Raw genomic sequence first — 16771 nt, forward strand, 5'->3', positions numbered from 1 at the left:
AAGGCCGATTTACTGATTCTGGTAAGCGCTGACGGCTTTTTCGATCGCCTTGCGTGCGGCGTCGGCGCCGTCCCAGGACTCGATCTTCACCCACTTGCCTTTCTCGAGATCCTTGTAGTTCTCGAAAAAGTGCGCGATCTGCTGGCGCAGCAACTCGGGCAGGTCGGTCACTTCGTGCACATCGTCATAGAGCGCGCTCAGCTTTTCATGCGGCACGCATACCAGCTTGGCGTCTTCGCCGGCTTCGTCGGACATGTTCAACACACCCACCGGACGGGCACGGATCACGCTGCCGGGCTGGACCGGGTAGGGCGTGACGACCAGGGCGTCGAGCGGGTCGCCGTCATCGGCCAGGGTGTTGGGAATGAAACCGTAGTTGGCGGGATAGAACATCGGCGTGGCCATGAAGCGGTCGACCACCAGCGCGTCCATCTCCTTGTCGATTTCATACTTGATCGGCGCGTGGTTGGCGGGGATTTCGATCGCCACGTACACGTCGTTGGGGAGATCCTTTCCGGCGGGAATCTTGTCGAAACTCATCGTTGAGTCCTTGCGGTTTGCAGGTTGAACACCAGCGGGCGAAAATCCCGGGAATTATACGAACAGCCTAGGCCGATTACCAACCCGGCCCAAGGGAACCCGCCTCGAGGACCAGCCGTTCGCGGGCGTGGCCGTGACCGCGTGATCGACTGGCGAAGTCGTCCAGCATGCCCGGGGCGCCGGGGCGGGGCCGTTCGTCGACCGATTTGGGAGAAAACCGTTGTCGAAAAGCGCATTGTCCCTGAGCTATGGCCAAGCCTTCGTGGCGCCGGACCTGCACCGGCATCGCAGCTCGATGTCGGTGCAGATCCCGCAGGGCGAGCAGTTGATGTCCAAAGGGGGCTGCGCGCTCATCAGCGACTCGACCTGGCGCAACTCGATCGCCAAGCAGGCCGGCGATCTCAGTGTGCGTGGCTTCCTGGCCGATTACTACTCGACGCCCGAGCATTGGGACGTCAAGACGTCCGCCACCCGCGTTTTGCGGGCGTTGAATAGCTGGTGTCACAGCCAGAGCGGTTATATCGAAGGGGGCAGTTACATCTGTTCGCTGTCGGCGATGATTTTTCATCAGCACGACGCGCATCTCTTCCACATGGGTGACACGCTGGTTTATCGCATCCGTGGCGCGGAGTTCGAGCAGCTGACGCGGGACCATGTCACCGACCTGGGCGGCTACCGTTATCCCTCGCGGGCGCTGGGGATGGACGGGCACGTCGATATCGACTATTCCACCTTTTCGCTCAAGCAGGGCGATCTGTTCCTGTTCATGACCCAGGCCGTTCGCGGCACGCTGGTGCCGTCCGAGTACGTGCAGTTGATCCGTGCCGACGTCAGCGATCTCGACGCGGCCTGCGAGCGCCTGGCCGCAGCCGCCAACCAGCGAGCCAGCGAGCGCGGCTACAACGCCAACCAGTTCTGCTTCCAACTGGTGCGGGTCGATCGCCTGCCGGAAGAGTTGCCTGAGCACCAGCCCCGTGTATTCCATCACCTGCCGGTACCGCCGGAGCTTTCCAGCGGAGAGCGTCTCGACGGTCTCGAGGTGGTCGAGGTGCTGTCACGCACGGCCAAGGCGCGTATCTATCACGTGCGCGACATTCGCAGCGGGCGCGACATGGTCATGAAGGCACCGAGCCCCGAACTCTCGCCACGCAACATCTATCTCGAGCACTTCGCGCTGCAGCAGTGGGTCGTCGAACGGGTCAACTCGCCATTCGTGGTCAAGGTCGTCGAACCGGCCCGGCCGCGCCGCTACCTCTATTACCTGATGAGTTACGTCGACGGCGCCACCTTGACGGAGTGGCTCGGTCGCCACCCCCAGGCGAGCCTCGAGCAGCGTCTCGAAATTGCCCGTCAACTGGTGAAGGCGGTACAGGCGCTGCATCGCCACGAGGTGCTCCATCAGCATATCCACCCGGACAACATTCTGATCGATCGTCATGGCAACCTGCTGCTGACCGACTTCGGCGCCTGCCACAAGCGCGACAACGATGTCGGGGCGAGGGAACTGGCGCGGGAAGTGGGCCTCAACGAGCACAGTGCGCCGGAGTACGCGCTCGACACCGAAGTGGGCAGGCGCAGCGATCAATACTCGCTGGCTTCCACCATCTACTGGATGCTCACCGGGCATCTGCCTTACACCATGCTGCCCAACCATCTGCGCAGCCATACCGATCTCGAGCAGATGACCTACCGCCGGGCGCGGCTGAGCAATCCGGCGATCAGCGAGGACCTCGACGATGCCTTGCGGCGCTCGCTGGACCCGTTGCGGGCACTGCGTTTTCGCCGTATCTCCGAGTTCGCCTATCACCTGCGGCCGATACCCAAGGCGGAAAACGAAGCTCGCCGGCCGCCCTGGCGCGAGCCCGCCAACGTCTGGCAGGCGATCGCCACCGTGCTGTTGCTGTTGCTGATACTTTCCTGGTGGCTGAAATAGCCGGGGCCATAACGACGGAGGACGCCGCTTGGCGTCCTCCGTCGTCACGAAGTGCGTGAGCTCACGGCATCCCCAGCCAATTGGGCAGGCCCATCGACAGGAAGGGTACGTAGGTCACCAGCAGCAGGAAGCCGATCAGCAGGAACAACCAAGGCGCTGCCGCGCGGATCGTGTGGGTCAGCGGCATGCCGGTGACGGCGGAGGCCACGAACAGGTTGAGCCCCACCGGGGGCGTGACCAGCCCGATCTCCATGTTGACCACCATGATGATGCCGAAGTGAATCGGATCGATGCCCAGCTGGGAAGCCACCGGGAACAGGATCGGCGCCAGGATCAGGATGATCGCCGAAGGTTCCATGAAGGCGCCCGCCACCAACAGCACGATATTGACCACCAGCAGGAAGGTGATCGGCGAGAAGCCCTGCTCGACCACCCAGCTGGTGATCGTCTGCGGAATCTGTTCGGTGGTCAGCACATGAGCGAACAGCATGGCGTTGGCGATGATGAACATCAGCACCACCGACAGCTTGGCCGCATCCAGCAGCACGCCGGGACACTGTTTGAAAGTGATGTCACGGTAGATGAACAGCGCCACGAAACCGGCATAGACCGCCGCCACCGCCGCCGCTTCGGTCGGCGTGAAGATGCCGCCGTAGATCCCGCCCAGTACGATGACGATGGTCAGCAGCCCCCAGCTCGCCTTGCGTGCGGTGGCGAGGAACTCGCGCAGCGACGGGCGCGGCATGGCCGGCATGTTCTTGATGCGGGCGACGATATAGATCGCCACCATCAGTATCAGGCCGAGCACCAGCCCGGGAACGACACCGGCAACGAAGATCTTGCCGACCGAACTTTCGGTCACCGTGGCGTAGACCACCATCACGATCGACGGCGGAATCAGGATGCCCAGGGTCCCGGCATTGCTCACGATGCCGGTGGCGAACTCCTTGGTGTAGCCCGAGCGGGCCATGCCGGCGATGACCACCGAACCGACGGCGGCCACCGTTGCCGGCGACGAGCCGGAGAGTGCCGCGAACATCACGCAGGCGAGTACCGAAGCGATGGCCAGCCCGCCGCGGATGTGGCCGACGCAGGCGTTGGCGAAATTGATCAGGCGTCGCGCCACGCCGCCGCTGGTCATGAAGGCGCCGGCGAGAATGAAGAACGGGATGGCCAGCAGGGTATAGTGCTCGGAAGTCTCGAACAGCTTGATCGCCAGCGAACTCAGCGAATCCTGACTGAACAGCAGAATGGTCAGCGAACTGGCGATGCCCAGCGAGAAGGCGATCGGAACATTGAGGAAGAGCAGCCCGAACAGCACCACGAACAAAAAGGCAATGGTCATGTCGGTTTCTCCTCGTCGCCGGCTTCTTCCTGCAGTTTCAATGCGTCGGTGGATTCGTTGCTCAACTCCATGGTCACCTGCTGGCCGCGCAGCATGCGGATCAGGACCTCGATCAGACGAATCAGTACCAGCGTGAAGCCGATCGGCACGATGGCGGTGATATGCCATTGCAGGATGCCGTACTGATCCAGGTCCTCGGCGCCGATGCCGGCACGCATCAGCGCTTGTACCCAGGTGTAGCTGGAAACGGTGAATAGCGACGTATAGGCGATACAGATCAGGCAAGTGACGATGCCGACAACGCGTTGCAGTGACACCGGCAGCAACCTCACCAGCAGATCGACCCCGATATTGGCGCCGATACGCACGATATAGGCGATGCCGATGAAGATCAGCCAGGCGAAGCACGCCTTGGTCACGGCAATGCTCCAGGTCATTCGCTGGGCGAGGTCGATGATGAAGTCACCGATGGCGAACAGCGGCGTTGCCGCGAACGGCATCAGGTCGGCGGCATCGTAGAAGACGGTATAGAGGTTGTTGACCATCACGTAGGTGAAGGTCACCAAGGTCATGAGGGCGAGGAGGAAGGCCACCAGGCCCTCCTCCAGATGCGCCCAGGCACGCATGAAACGTGTCATGGTCGGCTCGTTTACTGGGTGGTTTCGGACTGGTTGGCGTCTTCGGCGGTCTCGATCAGGTCTTCGCCGATGTCATCCTGAAACTTCTCCCACACCGGGCGCATGGCTTCGCGCCAGTCTTCGCGCTGTTCCGGCGTCAACTGGATGATTTCGCTGGTTCCGGCATCGACGATCGACTGCTTGGCCTGCTGGTTGAGGTCGTAGGCCTGCTGGTTCACCTTCTGGGTCACATCGGCCAGGATATCCTCCAGCTGGGAACGGATGTCGTCGGGCAGGCCGTTCCAGAACTCGGCGTTGGTGATCACCATGTAATCGATGATGCCGTGGTCGGACTCGGTGATGTAGGGCTGCACCTCGTGCATCTTCTGGCTATAGATGTTCGACCAGGTGTTTTCCTGCCCATTGACCACGCCGGTCTGCAGCGCCTGGTAAACCTCACCGAAACTCATCTTGCGGGGAACGGCGCGAAGTTCCTTGAACTGCTCGTCGAGAACGTCGGAAGCCTGTACCCGGAACTTGAGACCCCGGGCATCGCTGGGTTCACGCAGCGCCTTGTTGGCTGAAAGTTGCTTCATGCCGTTGTGCCAATAGGCCAGCCCCTGGATGTTCCGATCCTGCATGGAATCGAGCAGCCCTTGACCGGCATCGGAGTGCTGGAAGCGGTCGACGGCGTCGATGTCGTCGAACAGAAACGGCAGATCGTAGAGCTGCAGGCTCGGGCTGTACTGCTCGAACTTGGCCAGCGAAGGCGCCAGCATCTGCACGTCGCCGAGCAGCAGTGCCTCCATTTCCTTGCCGTCGCCGTAGAGCGAGGAGTTGGGGTAGACCTCGACCTTGACGCGGTCGCCCAGCTTCTCCTTTACCTCCTCGGCGAACATCTTGGCCCCTTGGCCTTTCGGCGTGTTCTCGGCCACGACGTGCGAGAACTTGATCACGATCGGATCCTGCGCCTGGGCGATGCCGACGCTACCGATCAGGGTGGCGCATCCGATGGCGCTGATGAGTAGTTTGCGATGGATCGAAAGCATGAGTCGTCGCTCCGATTTTTTATAAGGTTGATGGAATAAAACCGACTTGGCTGGCTAGCAATGCAACGCGAGTATGGGATGACTGGCTCGGCAGCGACCATTCAACCTTAGTGGCGATTACCGTCGGATAAGCGCCTGTTGTTACTTTTTTTAATTACAAAATTAGCCGGCAGCGCCGTGCACGGTTTCGGTGAAAATTTCGCACCGAGTCTTTTCGATCATGGCGCCGGGCAGGGGTTGATGCAGCAGAGTGTCGGCCGTTTTCGTTACGGCGGACCGGTAATCAATCGTTCCGTTTTTTCACGATTAAGCGAAAAATTGCCGGATGAAAATCGAGGTGTCTCGAGGAGAATGCCTTGAAAATGATTTACAAGATATCGGTCATTTGAGGCACGAAAGAGCCGGCTCTCGACGACACGAGAGCCAGAGGTCGGTTCGATGATTCAATAGGATTTATGGCTATTGCACCGTGCCGGCACGCTGAATGAGGCGCCTGGCACGCATCACCACCGGGGCGTCGATCATCTGGCCGTCGACCTGTACCGCGCCGGCGTCGTTGTCGGCGGCGGCGATGACCCGACGGGCCCAGTCGAGTTTCTCCGCGCTCGGCGCCAGGCCGCGGTGAACGGCCTCGACCTGTTGCGGGTGAATGCAGAGCATGCCGCCAAATCCCATTTCCGCTGCGCGTCGCGCGGCATTTTCCGCCACTTCGGGGTTGCGAAACTCCGGATGTACGGTCTCGATGGGGGGCGCCAGGCCGGCCAGACGCGAGTGCAGCACGATCTGGTAGCGGGCCTGATCCAGAATCCAGTCGCCGCCCTCGCTGCCGGGTTCGATACCCAGATCGACGCTCAAGTCGAGGGCGCCGAAGCTCAGCCGCTCGACGCCTTCGACCTGGCTCAGCGCCGACAATGCCTGCAGGCCGGCGGCGCTCTCGATCAGCGCGATCAGCGGATATCCGAGTTCGGCGACCCGGGCCAGCGACTCGGCCGTTTCGGCCTTGGGCACCACCAGGCCGGCGATGCCCGGGCGGCCGTGGCAGAAAGCGAGATCGGCGTCGAATTCCGTACTCTCGGCGGCATTGATCCGGATCCAGAGGCCGGCGTCAGCGTTGGCCTGCAAATAGTCGCCGAGCGCCTGGCGGGCATCCGCCTTGGCTTCAGGGGCGACCGCATCCTCCAGATCGACGATCACGATATCGGCGCCCGCGGCCAGCGCCTTGGGGATGCGCTCCGGCCGGTTGGCGGGCACGAACAGGGCGGAACGCATGAGATCGGGTGAAGGCATCGATGTCTCCGTATGGCTCGATGGCGGAAAGGCTCGCAGTGTCTCAGATCGTACCTGCCGCACGCAGCCGTGCGATGGCGTCGTCGCCATAGCCCAACTGTCGCAGGATCGTTTCGCTGTGCTCGCCAAGATCCGGGACGGCATCCATGCGCGGCGTATAGCTGTTGTTGCGTCCCGGCGGCAATAGCGCCGGCAAGGTGCCGCTGGGGCTGCCCACGTCTCTCCAGGCCTGGCGCGCGGCGAGCTGGGGATGATCCCATACGCCGGCCATGTCGTTGACATGCGCATTGGCGATCTGCGCGGCGTCGAGGCGTGCGATCACCTGCTCCGCGCTGAGCGTGGCGAACGCCTCGTCGATGATGGCGCGCAGCGTCGCGCGATTCTCGGAACGTTTGAAGTTGGCGTCGAAGCGGGCGTCCTGAGCCAGTTCGGGTTTTTCGAGCACTTTCTCGCAGAACAGTTGCCACTCGCGCTCGTTCTGCAGGCCCAGCATGACGGTGCCGCCGTCCCCGGTCGGAAACGGGCCGTAGGGATAGATCGTCGAGTGGGACGCGCCGGCGCGGGGCGGCGGGGCGCCGTCGAAGGCGTAGTACATCGGATAGCCCATCCACTCGACCAGGCTCTCGAGCATGGAGACGTCGATGCGCGACCCCTCGCCGGTACGCCCGCGCAGCAGCAGCGCGGAGAGGATGTTGCTGTAGGCGTACATGCCGGCGGCGATGTCGGCCACCGAGCAGCCCGCCTTGGCGATCGCCTCCGGTTCCGGGCCGCCGGTGACCGAGAGGAAGCCTGCCTCGCTCTGGATCAGCAGATCGTAGGCCTTCTTGGTTGCATACGGACCGCCCTCGCCGTAACCCGAGATATCGCACACGATCAGGCGCGGAAAGCGTTGGTGCAGCGAGTCGAAATCGAGCCCCATGCGCGCCGCCGCGCCTGGTGCGAGGTTCTGTACCAGCACGTCGGCCTCGGCCAGGAGATCCTGCAGGATCGGCTGGGCCGCCTCGTGCTTGAGATTGAGGGCGAGGCTCTCCTTCGAGCGGTTGGTCCACACGAAGTGCGACGAGAGGCCCCGCACGCGTTCGTCGTAGCCGCGCGCGAAATCGCCGACGCCGGGGCGTTCGATCTTGATCACCCGGGCGCCCTGGTCGGCCAGTTGCCGCGTACAGAAGGGTGCGGCGATGGCGTGTTCCAGACTGATGACCGTGATGCCGTCGAGCGGTCGCGTGGTTTGAGCAGTCATGAAGCATCCTGTCTGAAATGGAAAAACCGAAGCGAGGTGGCGTGCCGTCTCATAACAGCGGGCCGATCCGGGGCATGTCTGGCAGCGACCAGGCATGCGCGATCGAGCGCTCGACCTCGCTCGCGCTGGCGGCGCCGGAGAACGCAACGAGCCGCCGGAACTTGTCCTCGAGCTCCTCGCGACTCAGCGTATTGCCCGGATCGCCCTTGGGCTCGTCGATCGCCGCGCTCAGCTGGCGGCCGTCACGGGTGACGACCTCGATCCGGCCCAGCCAGCGCCGGGGGTAGGCGGCGTCCACTTCGGCATCGAGCGTCATGTTCACACGCCGGCGGAAGGCGCTGACGGCCTCGTCCTGCAGGGCGTGATCGCGGAAGCTGGCGAGACTGGCATCGCCGTGGACGGCGATCAATCCGAGCACGCTGCCCATCGAAAACTTGGCCTGGTGAATGGTGCGTGGATCGGTCACCGGGCCGAGCACATCGAGCGCCGCCTGATGGACCCGGGCGGTGACCGTCTCGATATCGCCGTGGCCGAGTGACTCGCGTTGCATCAGCGCCAGCAACGCGTCCGCCGCCGGGTGGGTATGACGACACGAAGCATGGAACTTGAACGAGGTCTCCTCCAGCGCCCAGCGTTCGCCCAGGCGGTCGACCAGGCGCGCCGGGTCGGCATTCGTCGACATACCGGCGGCCATGCCCTGGGGGCCTTCGAGAACATGCCGGGCTCCCGTCAGGCCGCTTTGGGTCATATAGGCCGCGAGCAGGCCGTCGGCGGCCGCCTTGGCGGTATGCAGCTGCTTGGAATCCGCCGCATCGCGCAGGAATTCCCACAGCCCGGCGGCTTGGGTGCCGGCGCTGCCGAGCAGATTGACGAAGCCGTCGGTGTCGAGCGCCAGCAGTTTGCCCACCGTCACCGCGGCGGCCAACGTGCCGGCGGTACCGGTGGTATGGAAGATGCGGTAGTGAGAGCGGCCGAGGAATTCGCCGATGCGGATTCCCGCCTCGTAGCCGGCCACGGCAGCGGTGATCAGCGCCTGCCCGCTGCTGCCCTGGTCCTGGGCCGTTGCCAGCGCCGCCGGGAAGACCACCGTGGCGGGGTGGAGTACCGAACTGTTGTGGAGATCATCCTGCTCGACCACATGGGATGCCGCGGCATTGACCAGCGCCGCGAAGTGCGGCGAGGTCATGCGGCGGTCGGTCAATTGCTGGCTGCCACCGTCGCCGGGGCCCATCATTTCGCTGTAACGCTCGAACAGCGGGATCGGTGGATGGTCCTTGCCGGCCAGGGCGGAGCCCAGCCAGTCGAGATAGAGCGCCTGACAACGCTCGACGGCAGTGTCGGGCAACTGTTCGAAACGCAGTTCGGCGAGAAAAGTCGCTAGTTCGCGAGTGTAATCACGCATCTCGGGTGTCCTCGGTTCGGTTGGCGACCTCGACCGGATCGCCGTCGGGGTCGCGTCAGCGGGGCGAGCCGTGCATGTCGATCCCTCAGAACGAACGCGGTAGATCGAGCAGGTGCTCGGCCACGTAGGAGAGGATCAGGTTGGTCGAGATCGGTGCCACCTGGTAGAGCCGGGTCTCGCGGAACTTGCGTTCGACATCGTATTCGTTGGCGAAGCCGAAGCCGCCGTGGGTCTGCAGGCAGACGTTGGCCGCTTCCCACGAGGCCTTGGCGGCCAGGTACTTGGCCATGTTGGCGCTGGCACCGGCCGGCTGGCCGGCATCGAACTCCTGGCAGGCGCGCCAGCGCATCAGGTCGGCGGCCTCGACCTCGATATGCGCCTCGGCGATCGGAAACTGCACGCCCTGGTTCTGGCCGATGGGGCGGTCGAATACCACTCGTTCGTTGGCGTAGCGGCTGGCCTTGTCGATGAACCAGCGACCGTCGCCGATGCATTCCGCTGCGATCAGGGTGCGCTCGGCATTGAGCCCGTCGAGGATATAGCGAAAGCCCTTGCCTTCCTCGCCGATCAGGCTCTCCTCGGGCAGTTCGAGATTATCGAAGAACAGCTCGTTGGTCTCGTGGCCGACCATGTTGTCGATCGGCTGCACGCTCATGCCGTTGCCGATTGCCTGATGCAGGTCGACCAGGAAGATCGACATCCCCTCGGACTTGCGCTTGACCTCGGCCAACGGCGTCGTGCGCGCCAGCAGAATCATCAGGTCAGAGTGCTGAATCCGCGAGATCCACACCTTCTGGCCGTTGATCACGTATTTGTCGCCGCGCTTGACCGCGGTGGTCTTGATCTTGGTGGTGTCGGTGCCGGTGGTGGGCTCGGTGACGCCCATCGACTGCAGGCGAAGCTCGCCGCTGGCCAGCTTCGGCAGTATCGCCTGCTTCTGGGCCTCGCTGCCGTGCTTGAGCAGCGTCGCCATGTTGTACATCTGGCCGTGGACGAAGCCGGCGTTGCCACCGCAGCGGTTGACCTCTTCCAGAATCACGCTGGCCTCGGCCAGTCCCAGCCCGGAGCCGCCGAACGACTCGGGAATCATCGCGCCCAGCCAGCCGGCCGCGGTCAATTCATCGACGAACTTGTCGGGAAATCCCTGCGCTTCGTCGATGCCGCGCCAATATTCACCGTCGTACTGCTGGCACAGGCCGCGCACGCCGTCGCGGATCGCCTCCAGCGCTTCGTGATCGATCGGGTTCAGGTTCATGGGCGTGAAGACTCCTCGAATTCGGCGCTTGCAAGATCCACATTCTGGAATTCAATCGTGGCGCGATGGGCCGGACCGTCGGCATTGCCGGCGGTCAGCTCGGCGCGGCCGGCCTCGGTCACGAGCCCCGTCGTCTGGAACGGTTGATCGGCGATCAGCGGGCGCAGGCCGCGATACGCCATGCGCGTGGGTCGCGCGTCGGGATTGGCCTCGCAGAAAGCCTGCAACTGCAGCGTCGCGATCAATGGCCCGTGAACCACTAGCCCCGGGTAACCCTCGGTCCCGGTAACGTAAGGCCAGTCATAGTGGATACGGTGGCCGTTGAAGGTCACCGCCGAGTAACGAAATAGCAAGACCGGATCGGGGTCGAAGGACTGCGACCAGTCAGCCTCCGGCATGGGTTCGTCGAGTGAGAGTTTGGGCGGCGCAGGCTGGCGGTAGACGATGTCCTGTTCCTCGCGAATGCACAGTTCGCCACGCTGGCGGTATTCATGGCGCACCGTCACGAACAGCAGCGAGCCGGTGCGTCCCTGCTTCTCCTGGATGTCGCTCACCGTCGACACGCGCTCGGCCTCGACCCCGGCCTTGAGCGGCGCCAGGAAATCGAGACGACCGCCGGCCCACATGCGATTGCGGTCGTCCGCGGGCGGCAGGAAGCCGCCACGGGCGGGATGGCCGTCGTCGCCCAGCCCATCGGCAGGCACCGGATTCTGGAAGAAGGCCCAGTGCCAAAGCGGCGGCAAGGGTTCTCCGGGAGCGGGACAGGCGGTACCGAAGGTGGCGGCGACCCGTGCCACCAGGGCGCCGTCCAGATGGTCCGTGCACTGTTCGCGATTACCGATCCAGCGTGCGAGAGCGTTATCCGACATCGGCCGATCCATGAGCGTTCAAAGGTTGAGCGTAGGATCGCCCGGCAATAATCCAGATGAAATTCGTATTTCTCGGCAGGGGTCTTTGGTTTTGCTTAATACGACTTTGGTCGGAAAGCTTAGAACTGGCTGGCGGGAGTGCAGCAACTCACCAGCCTGCAGGGTTCGCTACCGCTGTTGCGGAAGCGGTGGGGCACGTTGGTATCGAAGTAGTAGGCCTCGCCAGGGTGCAGTTGGCGGGTGTGGGCACCGATGGTGATCTCGATGCTGCCCTCCAGGATCACGCCGGCCTCCTCGCCGCGATGGGCGATCATTTCACGGCCGGTGTCGGCACCGGGCGGGTAGGTCTCGATCAGAAAGGAGAGCGCGCGATGCTCGCGGTTGGCGCCGACCAGGCGGTAGATGACGTCGTTGGTCGCCACGTTGGGTAGCTCGTCGACACTGTAGAATACCTGATTGCGGCTCTCCAGCTCGAAGGTGAAGAAATCGCCGACGCTGATCGGGATCGCGTCGAGGATCTTCTTCAGCGAACTGACCGATGGGCTGACCTTGCCCTGTTCGATCAACGACAGGCTGGAGTGGGTGACGCCACAGCGCTTGGCCAGCTCACGCTGGGAAATGCCACGCAGCGTACGCAGCGTACGCAGGCGAGAACCAACGTCGTCGGACATCGCAATCTCCTTCGGCCCGGTCATGCCACCGACCGGGCCCATTCAGGACAAGGTATATGTCAAGCCTGATCCAGCTTCTGCTTGAGCAAGCCATTGACCTGTTGCGGGTTGGCGGTGCCGCGCGAGGCTTTCATCACCTGGCCGACGAAGTAGCCGATCATCTTGCCGCGCTTGGCCTCGTCGGCTTCGCGGTACTGGGCGACCTGCACCGGGCTCTCCGCGATGACCTGGTCGATCATCGCTTCGATGGCGCCTGTGTCGGTGACCTGCTTGAGACCACGGGCGTCGATGATCTCGTCGGCGCTCGTGCCTTCGTTGTTCCACAGTGCGGCGAAGACCTGCTTGGCGGCCTTGCCGTTGATGGTGTCGTCGAGCACGCGACTTATCAGCTCGCCGAGCTGTTCCGGCGTGACCGGGCTGTTGCCGATGTCGATGTTCTCGCGGTTGAGATGCGCCGAAAGCTCGCCCTGGACCCAGTTGGCGGCCTGCTTGGCATCGCCGCAGACGGCCAGCACGGCCTCGAAGTATTCGGCCATGGGACGGGTCGAGGAGAGCACGCCGGCGTCATAGGCGGAAAGGCCGAGGGTGTTCTCGAAACGGTCGCGCTTCTCGCTGGGCAGCTCCGGCAGGGTGGCGCGCTGGTGTTCGATGTAGGCTTCGTCGAGCATCACCGGCAGCAGGTCGGGACAGGGGAAGTAACGGTAGTCGTTGGCTTCCTCCTTGGTGCGCATGCTGCGCGTCTCGTCCAGATCCGGGTCGTAGAGCCGGGTCTCCTGCACCACCTTGCCGCCATCCTCGAGCAGCTCGATCTGGCGCTCGACCTCGAACTCGATCGCGCGCTCGACGAAGCGGAAGGAGTTGACGTTCTTGATCTCGGCGCGGGTACCGAAGGTTTCCTGTCCCTTGGGGCGCACCGAGACATTGACGTCGCAGCGCATCGAGCCCTCGGCCATGTTGCCGTCGGAAATGCCCAGATAGGTGACGATGGCGTGCAGCGCACGGATGTAGGCGACCGCTTCCCTGGCCGAGCGCATGTCGGGTTCGGAGACGATCTCCAAAAGCGGCGTACCGGCCCGGTTGAGGTCGACCCCGGTCATGCCATGGAAGTCCTCGTGCAGCGACTTGCCGGCGTCCTCTTCCAGGTGGGCGTGATGAATACGCACGCGCTTGCGGCTGTCGTCGTCGAGCAGAATCTCCACTTCGCCCTTGCCGACGATGGGCTGGGCCATCTGACTGGTCTGGTAGCCCTTGGGCAGATCGGGATAGAAGTAGTTCTTGCGCTCGAACAGCGAGGTCTCGGGAATCTCGGCGTTGATCGCCAGGCCGAACTGGACGGCCATCGCCACCGCGCCCTCATTGAGCACCGGCAGTACGCCCGGCAGGCCGAGATCGATGGCGCAGGCCTGGGTATTGGGCTCGGCACCGAAGGCGGTGGAGGCGCCGGAAAAGATCTTGGACTGGGTCGCGAGCTGGACGTGGACTTCCAACCCGATGACGGTTTCCCACTGCATTAGGTTGTCTCCTGGTCGGACGGATGCCGACGGTGCCAATCCGTCGCCTGCTGGAACTGGTGTGCCACGTTGAGCAGCTGGCCTTCGGCGAAGTGCTGGCCGAGGATCTGCAGGCCGATCGGGCGCTTGCCGGCAAAGCCCGCCGGTACGCTGATGCCCGGGATGCCGGCCAGGTTGATGGCGATGGTGTAGATGTCCTGCAGGTACATCGAGACCGGATCCTTCTTGGCGCCGAGATCGAACGCCGGGGTCGGCGCGGCCGGGCCCATCAGCACGTCGACTTCCTCGAAGGCGTCGAGAAAGTCCTGGCGAATCAGGCGGCGAACCTGCTGCGCCTTGCGGTAGTAGGCGTCGAAGAAACCTTCCGACAGCGTGTGGGTGCCGATCAGGATGCGACGCTTGACCTCGTCGCCGAAGCCTTCGGCGCGCGAGCGCTTGTAGAGATCCTCGAGATCGACCGGATTGTCGCAACGATGGCCGAAACGCACGCCGTCGTAACGCGAGAGGTTGGAAGACGCCTCCGCCGGCGCGATGACGTAGTAGGCCGGGACCGCCAGATGGGTATGCGGCAGGCTGACTTCGCACACCTTGGCGCCGAGGGACTCGAAGGTACCGATCGCTTCACGGATCGCGCCCTCGACTTCGTCATCCAGACCGTCGCCGAAATACTCCTTGGGCAGGCCGATCTTGAGCCCGGCCAGCGGCGTGTCGAGTTCGGCGAGATAGTCCGGTACCACGCGGGCGACACTGGTGGAGTCGCGCAGATCATGCCCGGCGATGGCGCCGAGCAGCAGGGCGCAATCGGCCGCCGAGCGGGCCATCGGGCCGCCCTGGTCGAGGCTCGAGGCGAAGGCGACCATGCCGTAGCGGGAGACCCGGCCGTAGGTCGGCTTGAGCCCGGTGATGCCGCAGAAGGCGGCGGGCTGGCGGATCGAGCCGCCGGTGTCGGTGCCCAGCGCGGCGGGGGCGAAGCCGGCCGCCACGGCGGCGGCGCTGCCGCCGGAGGAGCCGCCGGGCACGGCGCTCAGGTCCCAGGGATTCTTCACCGGGCCGTAGTAGCTGGATTCGTTGGACGAGCCCATGGCGAACTCGTCCATGTTGGTCTTGCCGAGGCTGACCATGCCGGCGGCTTCGAGCTTTTCGACCACCGTGGCGCTGTAGGGCGCCTGGAAGTTGTCGAGCATCTTCGAGCCGCAACTGGTGCGGATGCCGCGCGTACAGAAGATATCCTTGATCGCCAGCGGCAGGCCGGCGAGCGGGCGATCGTCGCCTCTGGCGCGGGCCTGGTCGGCAGCGTCGGCGGCCGCCAGGGCCTGGTCGCGGGTGACGGTGATGAAGCTATTGATATCGCCATCCAGCCGCTCAATGCGATCGAGCAGGCTGGTGGTCAGCTCTCGGCTGGAAAAGTCGCCGGCCTTGATGCCTTTGGCGAGTTCCGTGAGCGTCATTTGATGCATGGGGTCGGTGTTCCCTGTCAGAAAGCGACGCGGCGTTGGTCAATGGCCGGCGCCGGCGGAAGACTCTGCGGATCGTCTCGCTTACTCGACGACGCGCGGTACCAGATAGAGACCGTCGGACGTTTCCGGCGCACAGGCCTGGAAGGCCTCGCGCTGGTTGGTCTCGGTGACCTCGTCCGGGCGCAGGCGCTGGGTGGCGTCGAGCGGATGCGACAGCGGAGCGACGCCTTCGGTGTCGATGGCGCGCAGACGGTCGACCATCTCCAGGATGCGCGAAAGATCGTCGACGTAAGCGGCCGCTTCGGTGTCGCTGTCGAGACCCAGGCGAGCGAGATGTGCCGCTCGCAACACATCAGCATGTTCGATTGCCATGTGGAGAAGTACCTTTATGTTGGAAGGTCGTAACGATACGTCGATAAATGAGGGCAACATTACCATATTCGTGTGCCATCTGGCAGGCTCGCGCTTGCTGCTTCACCCCCACGGTGATACCGTTTGCGTCCGCACAGGGTTCCGGTCTGGACTAGGTAAAAGTTTCCATGTTTAAACGTTTACGGGGGCTGTTCTCGAGCGATCTGTCGATCGACCTGGGAACCGCCAACACGCTGATTTACGTCCGCGGCCGCGGTATCGTCCTGGACGAACCCTCCGTCGTGGCGATTCGCCAATCCGGCAACATGCGCAGCGTTGCCGCCGTCGGCCTCGACGCCAAACGCATGCTGGGGCGTACGCCCGGTAACATTACCGCCATCCGTCCGATGAAGGATGGCGTGATCGCCGATTTCACCGTTACCGAGCAGATGCTGCAGCACTTCATTCGCAAGGTTCATCAGAGCACCTTCCTGACCCCGAGTCCGCGCGTGCTGGTTTGCGTTCCCTGCATGTCCACGCAGGTCGAACGCCGCGCGATCAAGGAGTCCGCCGAGGGCGCCGGAGCGCGCGATGTCTATCTGATCGAAGAGCCGATGGCCGCCGCGATCGGGGCCGGTCTGCCGGTCGAGGAGGCCCAGGGCTCGATGGTCGTCGACATCGGTGGCGGTACCACCGAGATCGCCATCATTTCGCTCAACGGGGTGGTCTACTCCGAATCGGTGCGCATTGGTGGCGACCGTTTCGACGAAGCCATTACCTCCTATGTGCGTCGCCACTACGGCAGTCTGATCGGCGAGGCCACGGCGGAGCGGATCAAGGAGGAGGTGGGGTGTGCCTACCCGGGCGGCGAGCTGCGCGAGATCGACGTGCGCGGGCGCAACCTGGCCGAGGGCATTCCACGCAGCTTCACGCTCAACTCTCACGAGATCCTCGATGCGCTTCAGGAGCCGCTGGCGGCGATCGTCGCGGCGGTCAAGAGCGCGCTGGAGCAGTCGCCGCCGGAACTGGCCTCCGACATCGCCGAGCGCGGCCTGGTGCTGACCGGTGGTGGCGCGCTGCTGCGCGACATCGACAAGCTGATCGCCGAGGAAACCGGTCTGCCGGTGATCATCGCCGAGGATCCGCTGACCTGTGTGGCGCGTGGTGGCGGCAAGGCGCTGGAGATGATCGACCAGCACACCTTCGAGCTGCTATCCAGCGACTGAGGCCATCCGCGACGGGAG

Annotated in this window: 15 protein-coding genes; 2 read left to right on the plus strand and 13 right to left on the minus strand. The window is 63.8% G+C overall.

The genetic code is table 11. The annotated features are described in order from the left end of the window. Positions 1-9 precede the first annotated feature (9 nt). Positions 10-540, minus strand: coding sequence for an inorganic diphosphatase (gene ppa, locus DOM57_RS09375; protein ID WP_110648942.1), 531 nt, complete (start codon positions 538-540; stop codon positions 10-12). 295 nt (positions 541-835) lie between these two features. On the opposite strand from ppa, the gene DOM57_RS09380 reads away from it, so the two are divergent. Further along, a complete protein-coding gene (locus DOM57_RS09380) occupies positions 836-2473 on the plus strand; it encodes a bifunctional protein-serine/threonine kinase/phosphatase (RefSeq protein ID WP_420820223.1) in 1638 nt (545 codons plus the stop codon). A gap of 61 nt (positions 2474-2534) precedes the next feature. On the opposite strand, the gene DOM57_RS09385 is transcribed toward DOM57_RS09380, so the two are convergent. From DOM57_RS09385 to gatC, 12 genes are all read right to left on the minus strand, one after another. Further along, positions 2535-3818 carry a TRAP transporter large permease gene (locus DOM57_RS09385; RefSeq protein WP_110648944.1) on the minus strand — a complete coding sequence of 428 codons (1284 nt, stop codon included), beginning with the start codon at positions 3816-3818 and terminating at the stop codon, positions 2535-2537. Continuing rightward, entirely contained in the window at positions 3815-4456 is a 642-nt protein-coding gene (locus tag DOM57_RS09390) for a TRAP transporter small permease (protein ID WP_110648945.1), read from the minus strand. The genes DOM57_RS09385 and DOM57_RS09390 overlap by 4 nt, the downstream gene beginning before the upstream one ends. Positions 4457-4467: 11 nt before the next feature. Continuing rightward, a complete protein-coding gene (locus tag DOM57_RS09395; RefSeq protein ID WP_110648946.1) occupies positions 4468-5484 on the minus strand; it encodes a TRAP transporter substrate-binding protein in 1017 nt (338 codons plus the stop codon). Between the two features lie 459 nt (positions 5485-5943). Continuing rightward, positions 5944-6771, minus strand: a complete 828-nt coding sequence (locus tag DOM57_RS09400) for an HpcH/HpaI aldolase/citrate lyase family protein (protein ID WP_110648947.1) — start codon at positions 6769-6771, stop codon at positions 5944-5946. A gap of 43 nt (positions 6772-6814) precedes the next feature. Beyond that, a complete protein-coding gene (locus tag DOM57_RS09405; RefSeq protein ID WP_110648948.1) occupies positions 6815-8011 on the minus strand; it encodes a CaiB/BaiF CoA transferase family protein in 1197 nt (398 codons plus the stop codon). A gap of 49 nt (positions 8012-8060) precedes the next feature. Further along, positions 8061-9413, minus strand: a complete 1353-nt coding sequence (locus DOM57_RS09410) for an MmgE/PrpD family protein (protein WP_110648949.1) — start codon at positions 9411-9413, stop codon at positions 8061-8063. Between the two features lie 85 nt (positions 9414-9498). Continuing rightward, entirely contained in the window at positions 9499-10668 is a 1170-nt protein-coding gene (locus DOM57_RS09415; protein WP_204352909.1) for an acyl-CoA dehydrogenase family protein, read from the minus strand. Then, positions 10665-11537, minus strand: a complete 873-nt coding sequence (locus tag DOM57_RS09420; protein WP_110648950.1) for an HTD2 family dehydratase — start codon at positions 11535-11537, stop codon at positions 10665-10667. Before DOM57_RS09420 ends, DOM57_RS09415 begins: the two co-directional genes overlap by 4 nt. Before the next feature lie 119 nt (positions 11538-11656). Next, positions 11657-12208, minus strand: coding sequence for a cupin domain-containing protein (locus DOM57_RS09425; protein WP_110648951.1), 552 nt, complete (start codon positions 12206-12208; stop codon positions 11657-11659). Between the two features lie 59 nt (positions 12209-12267). After that, on the minus strand, positions 12268-13719 hold the full coding sequence (gatB, locus tag DOM57_RS09430; RefSeq protein ID WP_110648952.1) for an Asp-tRNA(Asn)/Glu-tRNA(Gln) amidotransferase subunit GatB: 1452 nt from the start codon (positions 13717-13719) through the stop codon (positions 12268-12270). Then, positions 13719-15176 (minus strand): Asp-tRNA(Asn)/Glu-tRNA(Gln) amidotransferase subunit GatA, encoded by a 1458-nt coding sequence (gene gatA / locus DOM57_RS09435; RefSeq protein WP_110648953.1) that lies wholly within the window; start codon positions 15174-15176, stop codon positions 13719-13721. Before gatA ends, gatB begins: the two co-directional genes overlap by 1 nt. 81 nt (positions 15177-15257) lie before the next feature. Continuing rightward, positions 15258-15548, minus strand: a complete 291-nt coding sequence (gene gatC / locus DOM57_RS09440; protein WP_110648954.1) for an Asp-tRNA(Asn)/Glu-tRNA(Gln) amidotransferase subunit GatC — start codon at positions 15546-15548, stop codon at positions 15258-15260. Positions 15549-15715: 167 nt separating this feature from the next. On the opposite strand from gatC, the gene DOM57_RS09445 reads away from it, so the two are divergent. Then, positions 15716-16753, plus strand: a complete 1038-nt coding sequence (locus tag DOM57_RS09445) for a rod shape-determining protein (protein WP_035473851.1) — start codon at positions 15716-15718, stop codon at positions 16751-16753. Positions 16754-16771: the final 18 nt, after the last annotated feature.

It is taken from the genome of Salinicola peritrichatus (genome assembly GCF_003206715.1).
Taxonomy (GTDB): domain Bacteria; phylum Pseudomonadota; class Gammaproteobacteria; order Pseudomonadales; family Halomonadaceae; genus Salinicola; species Salinicola peritrichatus.